The following is a 13428-nucleotide window of genomic DNA, read 5'->3' as shown; positions in this document are numbered from 1 at the left end:
CTCCCGCGCACCCGCTCCCGCCGCTCCCGCAGCGCCAGCGCCAGATCGTTCAGCTCCCCGACCCGCCAGGACGCCGCCGGCGCCACCTTCCGGCCCCCCGGCACCGCGTTGTAGTTGCGCCGCACCCGCTCCAGCATGAACGCGATGTGATCCACCGTCAGCTGCGTGCCGTTGGCCTCCTCGATCCGCGCGAAGCCCGCCGAGCGCACCAGCAGCGTCAGACACACCACCATCACCACGTCGTTGTCCGACCACAGATCCAGCGGCAGCCCCTGCAGGCTGCTGAGCGCGCAGTCGGGATGCCCCGGCCACAGCGTCTTGCCCGTGACCGTGTTGCGGTCACGGAAGTTGGTGTACTGCTTGCCCTCCTGGTACAGCACGAAGGGAGCGGTGCGCAGCGCCGCCTCCTTGAGCAGCTCCAGCATCTCGTCCCGGCTCTGCGTGCCCCCCGCGGCCAGCCACTGCCGGCAGTCGGCCACCGACCGCGAGAACCGCGCCGCCGCCCGGCTGACCTCACCGCGGTAGTCCACCAGCGCACGCGCCGGCCACGGCACCCGCAGCACCCCCTCGACCAGGTCCTCCTCATTGGCCAGCGGCCCCTGCGACGGCGCCCGTAACACGATCCGGCCGCTGGTGGTCAGCCCCAGCTCGCCCCAGAACGCCGGCGCCTCACCCGGCGCCAGCACCGCCGCAGGCTCCCCGCCGCCCTCCTCCTGCCGCCAGGTCACCCCGCACAGCGCCTTGAGCGCCGACTCGTCGGCCACCCGCAGCGCCCGCAGCTGCACATCGGCGGGCACATGCCCCCCCAGCGTCAGCAGCCTCTCCACCGCCGCCGCCAGATCGGGGGCCGCACGGGCGGCCCGCCACGCCTCCCGCAGCAGCTGCGGAAACCCCGCCCCCTCGGCCACCGGATAGTCCGGCCCCCCAGCGACCCCCGCCGCCGACCCCAGCCTGCTGGGACGGCGGCTCTGTCGCTTCTTGGCCATCACCGCCCTGCGCGAGGTGCCGCTGTTGCCGGCCGGCGCGGTCATGACGCCTCCTCGGCGGTCAGCCCGACATGACTCCACATGTCGTTGTCCGTCGGCGTCCACTCCTCGTCCACGTAGATGCAGTCCACCGGGCACTCCAGGACGCACTTGGGGCACCCCGAGCACAATTCGGGAACGATGACCACATCCAGCCCCCGGTCGAATATCGCACCGAACTCCGGCGGGCACGCCCGCAGGCACGTGTCACACGTGATGCATTCCGACGCCTCGATACGGCGCGGCGGCTTCTTCCACGCTTCATTCCGCGACCGCTCCGCGATCAGATCGGACCGCCCGGTCCTGGTTGGGGCCGGAGTGTTCTTATCACTGGGCATTCTTCAGCACTCCCCTCAGGTCTGTTTCACGTGCCCGCACTTAAGAGCAATAACAGCCACGCCGGTCCACGGCGGCGTCGGCAAGAATTACACGACGCGATGCCCGGTGGGAATGGAGAACAGCCGGCGCACCCCGGCGGAGCCGATAAAGAACGAAGCGGAACACCCCGCGGGACACCGCGATAAAACCGCACACCACCACACGGCACCCGCACCGCCGGCCGCCGCCCGTGCAACCGCGGAAACACCGCAGTCGCACACCCGGCCCCGCCCCGGCGGGCACAGCGCGCACCGGGCGGCGCCCTCGGCCCGCGGGTCCCCCGACAATGCCACAGCCCCCGATTCCCACGCGACGCCGAACACCCAGCACCCCAGACGCAGTCCGCACCGCCCGCCGCAGTGACCTAGGGCACACCCCGCGCCCGCCTCGCACACCCGCACCCGCGCGGACACACCCCCGCCTGCCCAGACGCCGCCCGCACACTGGCGCCCGCGATGCGGCGCAACCTGACCAAACCCTGAAACCAGGCACGTTGATCGGTCATTGCGGACCGAAGAGACTTGGGGTCGAATCTGGTACATCGCCCCCGGGCCTCACCCCGGGAGCACCGGCGAAGGAAAACTCTCACTTCCGTGAGTGCCGCACCCCACACCCCCCACGGGATGCCGGCACGCCCACACACGGAACACCAGGATCTTGCACGGGGGGACGGGCGAGCAGAACCGCGAAACGCGAAGAGAGAACGCCCGGTCCCACCGCGCCAAGAGCGGTGAGTCCTTCACCGGCCACCGCCCAGGCGGCACCCCACCCCCAGCCGCCTGCGGCATACCGGCGCACGCCGGAAAAGTCAAACAGCAAACCCTGTCGACAAACCAACCCGACCGGGCCCACAAGAGCCCGCAAACCCTCTTCATCGCACCTTTTATTGCCGCCCGGACACGCCAAGGCTCCGGCGGCACGTCTCCATGGGGGATTCATGGTCACACGCAGAACCGCAATCAAGGCCGGCGCCGTAGTCACCGGAGCGATGGGAAGCGCCGGACTGCTCCTGCCGTCCGCCGACAAATCCGCCGCGGCCGCAGGCGACCTCGACCCGGCGACCGTTGAGAAGTTCGTCCGGGCGATGCCGCTCTTACCCCGCCTCGCCCCCTCGGCCAGCCGCCGCACCACCGACGTCTACACCCTGCGCATGCAGGAGGTCAGCAAAGAGGTCATCCCCGGGAAGACCACCGTGCTGCGCACCTACGGCGGCCACTTCCCCGGCCCGCTGATCAAGGCCGAGACCGGGCGCCGGGTGGTCGTCCAGCAGACCAACGGCCTGACCGTGCCCACCTCGGTCCACCTGCACGGCGCCCACGTCCCCCACGACAGCGACGGCTGGCCGATGGACGTCCTGGCCCCCGGCGGCGGACAGAAGACCTACACCTATCCCAACGAACAGCCGCACGCCAACCTGTGGTTCCACGACCACGCCCACCACGTCGAGTCCGAGAACGTCTACCGCGGCCTGACCGCCTTCTACCTGCTGACCGACGACATCGAGAAGAACCTCAGCCTGCCCTCCGGCGCCTACGACATCCCCCTGGACCTGCGGGACGCCCGCTTCGACGACACCGGCCAGCTCATCTACGCGATGAACGACCGCACCCGCCTCTTCCCCCTGGTCAACGGCCGCACCTGGCCCTACCTCGAGGTCAAGGCCCGCAAGTACCGCTTCCGCCTCTTCAACACCTCCAACATGCGCTTCTTCACCCTCAAACTCTCCGACGACTCCGCCTTCACCCAGATAGGCACCGACGGCGGCCTGCTGGCCGCCCCCCAGCAGCTGACCTCCCTGCCCCTGAGCTCCGGCGAGCGGGCCGACATCGTCATCGACTTCTCCCGCTACACCGCCGGCACCCGCCTGGTGCTGGCCAACTCCGAGGGCACCACCCCCGAGAGCCCCCTCGCCCAGCTCCTCCAGTTCCGCGTCACCGGACCCGCCGAGGACAACAGCACCGTCCCCGCCACCTTGCGCACCCTGCCCGCCCTGCCCACTCCCACCGTCCAGCGCACCATCCTCCTCAAGTCCGACGAGGTGGGGGAGAACCGCCGCGGCTACATCGACGGCAAGACCTTCGACCCCGAACGCGTGGACGCCCAGATCCAGTACGGCGACACCGAGGTGTGGACGGTCACCAACACCAACGAACGGGCCCCGCACAACTTCCACATCCACCTCGTCCAGTTCCGGATACTGGAGCGCAACGGCACCCCGGTCACCTCCGGCCACGAGAACGGCCTCAAGGACACCGTCCGCCTCATGCCCGGCGAAACCGTCAAGATCCAGGCCACCTTCACCGGCTACCGCGGCAAGTACGTCTACCACTGCCACATGCTCGACCACTCGGCCATGGGCATGATGGCCACCCTCCAGGTCGTGTGACCCGCACCTGAGCAGCCGCCACGCGGCGACCAGCAGGACAAGACCAAAAAAGGGGGGGGCGTGCCCGGGCCGGAGCCCGGGCACGCCCCCGCGCCGTCCCCGCCCGCACCGCCGCCTCGCACCCCACCGTCACATTCCGCTGTCGCCATCCGTCATAGCAGTGACCCCCAGCCGACCGTGGCGTCCGGCCGTGACCGCGAAGCACACGTCAGCGGGCCACCCACCGCCTCGCAGCCCGCAACCACACCAGGCTCTCGGGGGCCGCCCGCGGAAGACCCGCGAGCTCCACGAGCCCTCGCCCACCGCGCAGGACTCCCGACCCATAGCGAGCAGCCATGACGACGCACTCCCCCCTACCCAAGCCGGCCACCGCGCCACCGCCCCCCGCCGCCTCACCCTTCGACCGCTACGCCCGGATCGTGGCCGGCCGGCGCTCCAAATGGGCCGTGCTCGTCCTGTGGGTGCTGCTCATCAGCTTCGGCGGCTCGCTCGCCGCCAAGATCGGCGACGTCCAGAACAACGAACCCCAAAGCTGGCTCCCCTCCGACGCCCAGTCCACCCGCGCCGTGGACATCGCCGAGGAGCACTTCGACGACAAGAACATCAGCGGCGCCGTCGTCGTCTACGCCCGCGAGGGCGGCCTGACCGCCGCCGACCTGGACAAGGTCAACGCCGACCGCGACCAGCTCGGCTCCCACCAGGCCGTGGCCGGCGACATCCCCCAGGCCGTCGTCGCCCAGAACAACAAGGCCGCCTTCCTCAGCATCCCCCTGCACACCGACCACAGCGACAACAACGTCCTGGGCGACGGCGTCAAGGACCTGCGCGAGGCGGCCGAGAAGGACGCACCCCAGGGCCTCGAGGTCAGAATCGCCGGTGAAGCGGGCCAGATCGCCGACTTCATCGAGATCTACTCCGGCATGGACGCCACCCTCCTGTTCGTCACCCTCGGCCTGGTCGCCCTCTTCCTCCTGGTCATCTACCGCAGCCCCGTCCTGTGGCTGATCCCCCTGCTCTCGGTCGGACTGGCCAGCCAGATCGCCAGCGCCGTCGTCTACCTCCTGGCCAAACACGCCGGCCTGGTCGTCGACGGGCAGAGCGCCTACGTCCTGACCATCCTCGTCCTGGGCGTCGGCACCGACTACGCCCTCCTGCTGATCGCCCGCTACCGCGAGGAACTCCACCGCCACGAGGACCGCCACGAGGCGATGGCCTACGCCCTGCGCCGCTGCCTGCCCGCCATCGCCGCCTCCGCGGCCACCGTGGGCGTGGCCACCTTGTGCCTCGTCTTCGGCAGCATGAACTCCACCCAGGGCCTGGGCCCCGTGGTCGCCATCGGCGTCGCCGTCACCTTCTTGGCCATGACCTCGCTGCTGCCCGCCTTGCTGGTCATCCTCGGCCGCTGGGCCTTCTGGCCCTTCATCCCCCGCCACAACCCCGCCTACGAGGCCGCCGACACCACCAAGGACCACGGCATCTGGCAGCGCGTCGCCCGCTTCGTCAGCGGCAAGCCCCGCCAGATCTGGATCGCCACCGCCCTCATCCTGGCCGCCCTCGCCTTCGGCTCCACCACCTTGTCCACCGGGCAGACCCAAGAAGAGCAGTTCACCCAGACCGTCGACTCCGTCGAAGGCCAAAAACTCCTCGCCCGCCACTTCCCCGCCGGCTCCTCCGGCCCCGCCGACGTCTACGTCCCCACCGAGGGCAAGGCCGCAGCCCTGGCCGCCCTCCAAGGCACCCGGGGCGTCTCGCAGGCCACCGAGGCCGCCTCCGCCGAGGGCTGGACCCACCTGAGCGCCGTCCTGGAGGCCGCCCCCGACACCGAAGCGGCCCGCGACACCGTCGAACGCATGCGCACCGCCTTGTCCGACGCCCCCGGCGAAGCCCGATCCGCCCTGGTCGGCGGCCAGAGCGCAGTCAAACTCGACACCTCCGACGCCCAGACGAAGGAGGAGATCCTCCTGATCCCCCTCATCCTGGCCGTCGTCCTGCTCATGCTCATCCTGCTGCTGCGCGCCGTGGTCGCCCCCCTCCTGCTGCTCGCCTCGGTCGTCCTGTCCTACGGGGCCGCCGTGGGAAGCGCCGCCCTGCTCTTCAACGCCCTGGGCTACCCCCGCATCGACCGCGGACTGCTCCTGTTCGGCTTCCTCTTCCTGGTCGCCCTCGGCGTCGACTACACGATCTTCTTGATGACCCGCGCCCGGGAGGAGGTCCAGCACCGCGGGCACCGCGAGGGCATCCTGACCGGGCTGACCGTCACCGGAGGCGTCATCACCTCCGCCGGACTCGTCCTGGCCGCCACCTTCTGCGTCCTGGCCGTCATCCCCACCGTCGCCTCCCTGCAACAGGGACTCCTGGTCGCCGTCGGCGTCCTCCTGGACACCTTCATCGTCCGCAGCCTCCTCATCCCCGCCCTCTCCTTGGACATGGGCCCCCGCATCTGGCGCCCCGGCCACCCCGAGGCCGCCGAAGCCCCCACCCCGCCCGCCGAGGCCCAGCCCGCCGGGGTCGGCACCGCCACCTGACCCGCCCCCCCGGCCGGGGCGCGGGGCGCGGCAGCTCCCCGGGGCGCCGCACCCCGCGCCCCGGTCACATTCCCCCACCGCCATCCGTCATAGCGGTGACAAAGAAAACCTCTAGATATGGCAAAGACACGACTTCCCGCGCGGTCGCACCGGCCGCCGGGCGAGGAGGAAGCATGACGTCGACAATCCTGGTCACCGGAGGCACCGGCACCCTGGGGCAGCTCTTCGTCCCGCGCCTGCGGGCCGCCGGCTGCGACGACATCCGGGTACTGACCCGCGGCAGCCACCAGGACCGGGACGGCGTGCGCTTCGTGACCGGCGACCTGGCCAAGGGCGAGGGCATCGACGCCGCGGTCGAGGGCGCCACCACCATCGTGCACTGCGCCAGCGCCTCCAAGGGCGACGCCGACGCCACCCGCAACCTCGTGCAGGCCGTCAACCGCACCGGCGGCTCACCGCACCTGGTCTATACCTCGATCGTCGGCGTCGACCTGGTCACCTTCGGCTACTTCGGCACCAAACTCGCCTCCGAAGGCGTGGTCACCGACTCCGGACTGCCCTGGACGCTGCTGCGCATCACCCAGTTCTACGACCTGATCCTCAAGGGCGCCCTCAAGGTCGCCAAGATGCCGCTGGCACCGGTCCCCTCCGGCTTCCGCGTCCAGCCCATCGACCCCGACGAGGTCGCCGCCCGCCTGGTGGAACTCACCCTGGGCGAGCCCGCCGGCCGCGTGCCCGACCTGGGCGGCCCGCAGGTGACCGACGCGGTCGAACTCATCCGCGACTTCATGCGCTTCACCAACCGGCGCAAGAAGGTCATGCCTCTGTGGATGCCCGGCATCGGCAAGATCCGCTCCGGCGGCCTCCTGATCCCCCAGCAGGAGACCCCCGCCAAGCACGAGGGCACCGTCACCTGGGAGGAGTTCTTGGCCAAGCGCCTGGGCTGAGCGCCCTGTCCGCGCCCCCGGGCAGGGGCGCGGCGCCGCCGCGCGGCGAGGTGCGGGGGGCGCCGCGGCCCCCCCGCACCTCGCCCGGCCCCTCCCGCTTCCCGCTCAGCGCCGGACGGTCACCACTTGGCGCCGGCGACCTGGCGGGTGGCGACGTTGAGGCGGTTGAAGACGTTGCTGGCCGAGATGGACAGCAGCAGCGCCGCCAGGGCGGTCTCGTCGTAGTGCCGGGCCGCCTCGCCCCACACCTCGTCCGGTACGGGGTCGGAGCGGTCGCTCAGGCGGGTGACCGCCTCGGTCAGGGCCAGCGCGGCGCGTTCGGCCTCGGTGTAGTAGGGGGCGTCGCGCCAGGCGGCGAGGGCGAAGAGCCGCTCGTCGCTCTCGCCGGCCTTCTTGGCGTAGCCGGTGCCCGAGTCGACGCAGACGCTGCACCCGTTGATCTGGCTGGCGCGCAGGTGGACCAGGCCCAAGGTGGCCGAGGGCACCCCGCCGTCCTGGGTGGACGCCTGCAGGGCCTGGATGGCCTTCATCGCGTCGGGAATGATCATCGCCGGGTTCTTCATCCGTGCTTCCACGACTGCTCTCCTCCTAAAGGTTCCGCCGTGCGCCGGTGGGCCGGGACGCCGGCTCGCGCGCTCCCGGCCGTGCGGACACCCGTCGCCTAGTGTGAGACGGTGCGTCACTGCTTTGACGGATCACGCAGAAGGAATGTGACCGATGGACCACCCCGACCACCTGGCGGAGCGCTTCGAGGAGAAACGGGCCCATCTGCGGTCGGTGGCCTACCGGATGCTCGGCTCGCTCAGTGAGGCCGAGGACGCAGTCCAGGAGACCTGGCTGCGGCTGAGCCGCTCGCACAGCGACCGGATCGCGAACCTGGGCGGCTGGCTGACCACGGTGGTGGGGCGGGTGTGCCTGGACATGCTGCGCGCACGCGAGTCGCGGCGCGAGGACCTGCTGGGCGACGCGCGGGTGGCCCTGGGCGCGGACCGCCAGGCCAGCAGCGACCCCGAGCAGGAGGCGCTGCTGGCCGACTCGGTGGGCCTGGCGCTGCTGGTCGTCCTGGACACCCTCGATCCCGCCGAGCGCCTCGCGTTCGTGCTGCACGACATGTTCGCCGTGCCCTTCGACGAGATCGCCCCGGTGGTGGGGCGCTCCACGGCCGCGGCACGGCAGCTGGCCAGCCGCGCCCGCCGCAGGGTGCAGAGCGTGACCGCGGTGCCCGACGCCGACCTGCTGCGGCAGCGCGAGGTGGTCGCCGCCTTCTTGAGCGCCTCACGCGGCGGGGACTTCGACGCGCTGGTGGCGATGCTCGACCCCGAGGTGGTCCTGCGCGCCGACCAGGCGGCCGTCCTGGCCGGCGCCCAGGGGCAGGTGCGCGGCGCGGCGGCGGTGGCCGGCTCCTTCTCCGGGCGCGCCCGCTTCGCCCGCCCGGCACTGGTGGACGGCGCGGTGGGCGCCGTATGGGCGCCGGGAGGGCGGCCCCGGGTGGTCTTCAGCTTCGTGATCGAGCAGGGGCTCATCACCGCGATCGACCTGCGGGCCGACCCGGCCGCGCTCAGCGCGGCGGACCTGGCCCTCCTGGACGCCTGAGCACCCCCGCCCCGGGCGCCGCCTTCGAGCCGGCGGCGCCCGGGGCGGGGGTGCGGCTACCGGCGGGCGCGGCTGTGGCGGGCGGCCTCGGCCAGCGCCTCGAAGGGCCGGTCGTCCTCGCTCTCCTCGGCGTGCCACTGCACGGCCACGGCGAAGGGGTGGTCCTCGACCTCGACGGCCTCCACGGTGCCGTCCGCGGCCCGCGAGGTGACGCTCAGCCCCTGTCCCAGGCGGTCGACCGCCTGGTGGTGGTGGCAGGGCACCACGGCGCTCTCGCCCAGGATCTTGGCGATGCGGCTGCCGGGCTCCAGCGTCACCTCCTGCGGCTTGTACTCCGATATCTGCTCCGAGGAGTGGCCCTCGTGCCCGACGATCTCGGGCAGGTGCTGGTGCAGGGTGCCGCCGCGCAGGACGTTCAGGAGCTGGAGGCCGCGGCAGATGCCCAGCAGCGGCAGGCGGGCCTCCAGCGCGGCCTCCAGCAGCCGCAGTTCGGCCGCGTCGCGCTCGGGGAAGGTGCGGGCGGTGCGGGGATGGGCCCGCGCCCCGTACAAGGCGGGGTCCAGGTCGGGCCCGGCCAGCAGCATCAGGCCGTCCAGTGCGGGGACGCAGTCGCGCACGCCCTCCAGCGGCGGCAGGAGGACGGGGGCGGCGCCGGCCGCGGCGAGCCGGTCCACGAACAGCTGCGGCACGAAGGTGGCGTGCGTCTCGAAGGGGCCCAGCCGCACGGGCCCCGAGTGGGAGGTGATGCCGATGACGGGACGCGCGGAGGCGATGGAGTTCACAGTGCGACCTCACAGGTAGTCGTGCTCACAGGTGGTCAGGCCGCCGCGCTCAGGCGGCGGTTTCGGGGCAGAAGTCCCTCTCGTGGTGGGCGAGCCACTGGGTGTAGGTGTGGGCGGGGCGGCCGGTGACCTCCTGGACGGTCGGCAGCACCTGCGCGGTGGTGCCCGCGGCGGCGGCGCGCTGCTCGAGCAGCTGGTCGGCCACGGAGGCGGGCAGGTGGGCGAGCATCTGCCGGCGCACGTGCTCGCGCGGCAGCTCCTCGAACCGCAGCGGCCGGCCGGTCGCCTCGGCGATCAGCCGCACCCGCTCGACGGGCGTCAAGGAGTGCGGTCCGGTCAGGGTGTGCACGGCGCCGGGCCGCGGGGCCAGCAGGCAGCGCACGACGACGGCCGCGATGTCGCGCTCGTGGATGGGGGTGGCGGGCGTGTCGCCGAAGAGGCCGCGCACGACGCCGGTGGCCCTGATCTGCGCGGCCCAGGGCAGATCGTTGATCATCAGCGCGCTGGGGCGCACCAGGGTGAACGGCAGCCCCGAGCCTGCCAGCGCCTCCTCGCAGGCCTGGTGCGGGTCCCCGCTGGTGTGGGTGATCGACTGGGAGGAGAGCAGCACCACGTGCTCCACCCCGCTGTGCCGGGCGGCTGCCACCGGGGCGTGCGGCGCGGCGAAGACGGGGAAGAGGTAGAGGCCCTCGGCGCCGTCGAAGGCTTCCCGCAGGGTGTCGGGGCGGGTAAGATCGCCGGCGAATAACTCCACCTCGCCGGGCAGCGTGCTCTTTCCCGGATCGCGGGTGATCACGCGTACGCGCCGCCCCGCCTCGAGCAGTTCGCCCACGATGTGCCTGCCGACATTGCCGGTTGCGCCGGTTACCAAGATCATGGAGTGTCTCCCGGGATCGCGTTCCGAGGAACCGGTGGGGCGCTCGCACATTTCCCCAGGGACGGCGCTCACGTGAATTCCCGGCCCGCGGTCAGCCACCGTATGACCGAGCGTCTTCGACAACCCTGGAGTGCATCGGTTCCGGCTTCCGGCCGGTACTGTACTCCCGGCTTCCGGCCGCGTATGCGGGGAATGGGGGAGTCCGCCGGAGTTTTGCGATCCTGTGGTGATCCGCACTGCGTCAGCGGGCCTCGCCGGCCATAGGCGGCGCCCTATGGCCGGCTTCCTTGCTGCCCCGCGCGCTACTTGCGGCCGGGCGCGCTCTCGGAGAGGTTGATCCGCCAGGAGACGCCGAAACGGTCGTTCACCCAGGCGAACTTGGCGCTGAAACCATAAGTGCCCACCGGCATCAGCACCTCGCCTTTCTCGCACAGTCCCGCGTAGACGCGGTCGAACTCGGCGTCGGTGTCGCACTGCACGTAGATTGCCATGCCGGGGGAGAAGGCGTACTCGTGCCAGGGGGCGTGGTCAAAGCCGCGGGCGCCGGGCGGCGGGGTGTTGATGCACATGAACTGCTGGCCGGCGAGCGAGAAGACGGCGTGCTGCAAGGTGCCCTCGCTCCATCCCGGCTCATCGGCGCGGGCACGGATGACGTGGACCACCTCGCCGTCCTCGAACAGCGAGGTGTAGAACGTCACCGCCTCCTCGGCGTCCTTCGGGAACGCCAGAAAGGTGGTGAGCTTCTGCGGGGCTGCGGCAGGCATCATGGCTCCTTATTCCAGGCATGGTGTTCCGGCTGCTGCGCGCCCACGAGGCCGCCCGCGCCGCCGGCCGCTTTCCCCGGCCCGCGGCACGGTGCGGCGCCGGCCCCTGGACCCGTACAAAGGGGCCCGGCCAGGGCCGGCTCTCGGAACGCATGCACGCGGTGCAGGTTTTCAGCGGCCTCTTTTACGAGTCAAGGCGGCCAGGCGCCTCACCCGCCGCCGCGGCGCGGCACGGGGTGTGTCATATGCCCCGGGGCGGGCGGGGCGCCGGCCCCGGGCAGGGGAGGGGGTGTGCCGTGCAACCGCGGAAACACCGCAGTCGCACATCCGGCGCCTTCCGCCTTCGCCGCCGCAGGAGCGCGGCGGGTGCGCCGGGCCGTGAACTCCCCCCGCCGTGCGGCCCTGTTCGCGGCGCCTTTTTGCGCGTTGCCCCCGGACATGATCACGGTGAATACTCTCTCCGCGTCTGTGTGTGCCGCAGAAGGAGTCACCAGCCGGCGCTTTTATATCGCTACCTGTCTCATCCAGGAGGGCAAAAATGGGAACTGGCGTAATTATTGCCGGTGCGGGGCCAGTGGGACTGATGCTCGCCGGCGAACTGCGGCTCGCCGGCGTGGATGTCACCGTCTACGAGAAATTGACCGGTCCCAGCGGCGAATCACGCGGTGTCGGGTTCACCAGGCGGTGCGCCGAGGTGCTCCACCAGCGTGGCCTCCTTGACCGGCTGGGTGAGATCGAAATCGGCCGGGAAGGCCATTACGGCGGCGTCCGGATCGACTTCGGAATGCTGGAGGACAACCACTTCGGCATACGCGGGGTGCCCCAGTACCGCATCGAGGAGGTCCTGGAGACCTGGGTGGGGGAGCTGGGTCTGACGGTGACCCGCGGCTGCGAGGTCACCGGCTTCCACGAGACCGATCAGGGCGTGGTCGCCGTCGTCGAGGGCCCCCAGGGGCGCTTCGAGCACACGGCCGACTACCTGGTGGGCTGCGACGGCGGGCGCAGCGTCATCCGCAAGGCGGCCGGGATCGCCTTCCCCGGCCGCGCGGCCACCCGCGGCATGTACGTGGCCGACGTGGTGGGCTGCGACATCCCCACCCGCGCCATCGGGGAGCGGGTCGAGGGCGGCATGGTGATGGCGATCCGCCTGGAGGAGGGCGTGGACCGCATCATCATCCACCCCGACGGCGTGCCCCCCCACGACGACCGCACCAAGCTGACCTTCGCCGAGGTCGCCGACTCCTGGCAGAGCCTGACCGGCCAGTCCCTCCACCACGCCGAGGCCCGCTGGGTGAGCGCCTTCACCAACGCCACCCGGCAGGCGGCCGAATACCGGCGCGGCCGGGTCTTCCTCTCCGGCGACTCCACCCACATCCACATCCCCGCCGGCGCCCAGGGGCTGAGCGTGGGCGTGCAGGACGCGGTCAACCTCGGCTGGAAGCTGGGCGCGGCCCTCAACGGCTGGGCCCCCCAGGGCCTGCTGGACACCTACCACCAAGAGCGGCACCCGGTGGGGGCCCGCCTGGTGCGCAACACCCTGGCGCAGGCCTCGCTCTACCTGACCGGCGACGAGATGGAGCCGCTGCGCAGCGTCATGCGCGAACTGGTGCGCTTCCCCGACGCGGCGCGCCACCTGGCGGGCATGGTCAGCGGCCTGGACGTCTGCTACGACGTGGGCGCCGAGGGCCACCACCTGCTGGGGCGGCGGATGCCCGACCGCGAACTCAAGCGCGCGGACGGCAGCGCCACGCGCGTGGCCGAACTGCTCCACCGAGCCCGCGGCGTGCTCATCCACGCCGGCGACTCGCCCGAGGTGGCCCGCCTCGCGGCCGGCTGGTCGGACCGCGTGGACCTGGTGGAGGCCCACTGGTCCCCGGCCGGGGACGCCGAGGACGGCCAGGGCGTCGTGGAGTCGGTGCTGCTGCGCCCCGACGGCCACGTGGTGTGGACCTCGCCGCAGGGCGGCGAGCTGGCCCAGGCCCTGCCGCGCTGGTTCGGCCCGGCCGGGCAGGGCCGCTAGCCGCACCCGCCGGGCACCGCAGCCCGCACCCGCACGTGAACGGCCGCGGCCCCCTCGCAGGAGGGGGCCGCGGCCGTTCACGTGCGGGTGCCATCGGCCCGCCCCCGGCGGGCACTTGGCCCTCCGCCCGC

At 71.9% G+C, this 13428-nt stretch carries 10 protein-coding genes and 1 pseudogene; 5 read left to right on the top strand and 6 right to left on the bottom strand.

From position 1 onward, the window contains the following. Window positions 1-1031: pseudogene (locus H299_RS0123155) on the bottom strand (hypothetical protein); the annotation flags it as partial. Next, window positions 1028-1363: a 4Fe-4S dicluster-binding protein gene (locus H299_RS0123150; RefSeq protein WP_027750347.1), complete on the bottom strand. Its 336-nt coding sequence runs from the start codon at window positions 1361-1363 to the stop codon at window positions 1028-1030. The gene H299_RS0123150 and the pseudogene H299_RS0123155, both read right to left, overlap by 4 nt. Window positions 1364-2340: 977 nt before the next feature. Between H299_RS0123150 and H299_RS0123145 the strand changes: the two genes are divergently transcribed. From H299_RS0123145 to H299_RS0123135, 3 genes are all read left to right on the top strand, one after another. Next, the gene (locus H299_RS0123145) at window positions 2341-3789 is read left to right on the top strand and encodes a multicopper oxidase domain-containing protein (RefSeq protein ID WP_027750346.1); all 1449 of its coding nucleotides are present in this window, start codon (window positions 2341-2343) and stop codon (window positions 3787-3789) included. 335 nt (window positions 3790-4124) lie between these two features. Next, window positions 4125-6314 (top strand): MMPL family transporter, encoded by a 2190-nt coding sequence (locus H299_RS0123140; RefSeq protein WP_051262758.1) that lies wholly within the window; start codon window positions 4125-4127, stop codon window positions 6312-6314. 173 nt (window positions 6315-6487) lie between these two features. Further along, entirely contained in the window at window positions 6488-7261 is a 774-nt protein-coding gene (locus tag H299_RS0123135; RefSeq protein WP_027750344.1) for an SDR family oxidoreductase, read from the top strand. A gap of 119 nt (window positions 7262-7380) precedes the next feature. Here the strand turns inward: H299_RS0123135 and H299_RS0123130 are convergent, their stop codons facing one another. Further along, complete coding sequence (locus H299_RS0123130; RefSeq protein WP_027750343.1) at window positions 7381-7836, bottom strand: carboxymuconolactone decarboxylase family protein; 456 nt, start codon at window positions 7834-7836, stop codon at window positions 7381-7383. A gap of 142 nt (window positions 7837-7978) precedes the next feature. Between H299_RS0123130 and H299_RS0123125 the strand changes: the two genes are divergently transcribed. Beyond that, window positions 7979-8854 carry a sigma-70 family RNA polymerase sigma factor gene (locus tag H299_RS0123125; protein ID WP_027750342.1) on the top strand — a complete coding sequence of 292 codons (876 nt, stop codon included), beginning with the start codon at window positions 7979-7981 and terminating at the stop codon, window positions 8852-8854. Window positions 8855-8910: 56 nt separating this feature from the next. Here the strand turns inward: H299_RS0123125 and H299_RS0123120 are convergent, their stop codons facing one another. The 3 genes from H299_RS0123120 to H299_RS0123110 form a co-directional block, all read right to left on the bottom strand. After that, a complete protein-coding gene (locus H299_RS0123120; protein ID WP_199782489.1) occupies window positions 8911-9636 on the bottom strand; it encodes a gamma-glutamyl-gamma-aminobutyrate hydrolase family protein in 726 nt (241 codons plus the stop codon). A gap of 49 nt (window positions 9637-9685) precedes the next feature. Beyond that, complete coding sequence (locus H299_RS35780; RefSeq protein ID WP_037760230.1) at window positions 9686-10513, bottom strand: NAD(P)H-binding protein; 828 nt, start codon at window positions 10511-10513, stop codon at window positions 9686-9688. A gap of 302 nt (window positions 10514-10815) precedes the next feature. Then, the gene (locus H299_RS0123110) at window positions 10816-11280 is read right to left on the bottom strand and encodes a VOC family protein (RefSeq protein ID WP_486587384.1); all 465 of its coding nucleotides are present in this window, start codon (window positions 11278-11280) and stop codon (window positions 10816-10818) included. Between the two features lie 535 nt (window positions 11281-11815). Between H299_RS0123110 and H299_RS0123105 the strand changes: the two genes are divergently transcribed. Beyond that, on the top strand, window positions 11816-13297 hold the full coding sequence (locus H299_RS0123105) for an FAD-dependent monooxygenase (RefSeq protein ID WP_027750339.1): 1482 nt from the start codon (window positions 11816-11818) through the stop codon (window positions 13295-13297). Window positions 13298-13428 lie beyond the last annotated feature (131 nt).

Source organism: Streptomyces sp. CNH287 (assembly GCF_000424825.1).
Note: the sequence above shows the minus strand (reverse complement) of the source record. Positions and strands in the feature narration are given on the sequence as shown.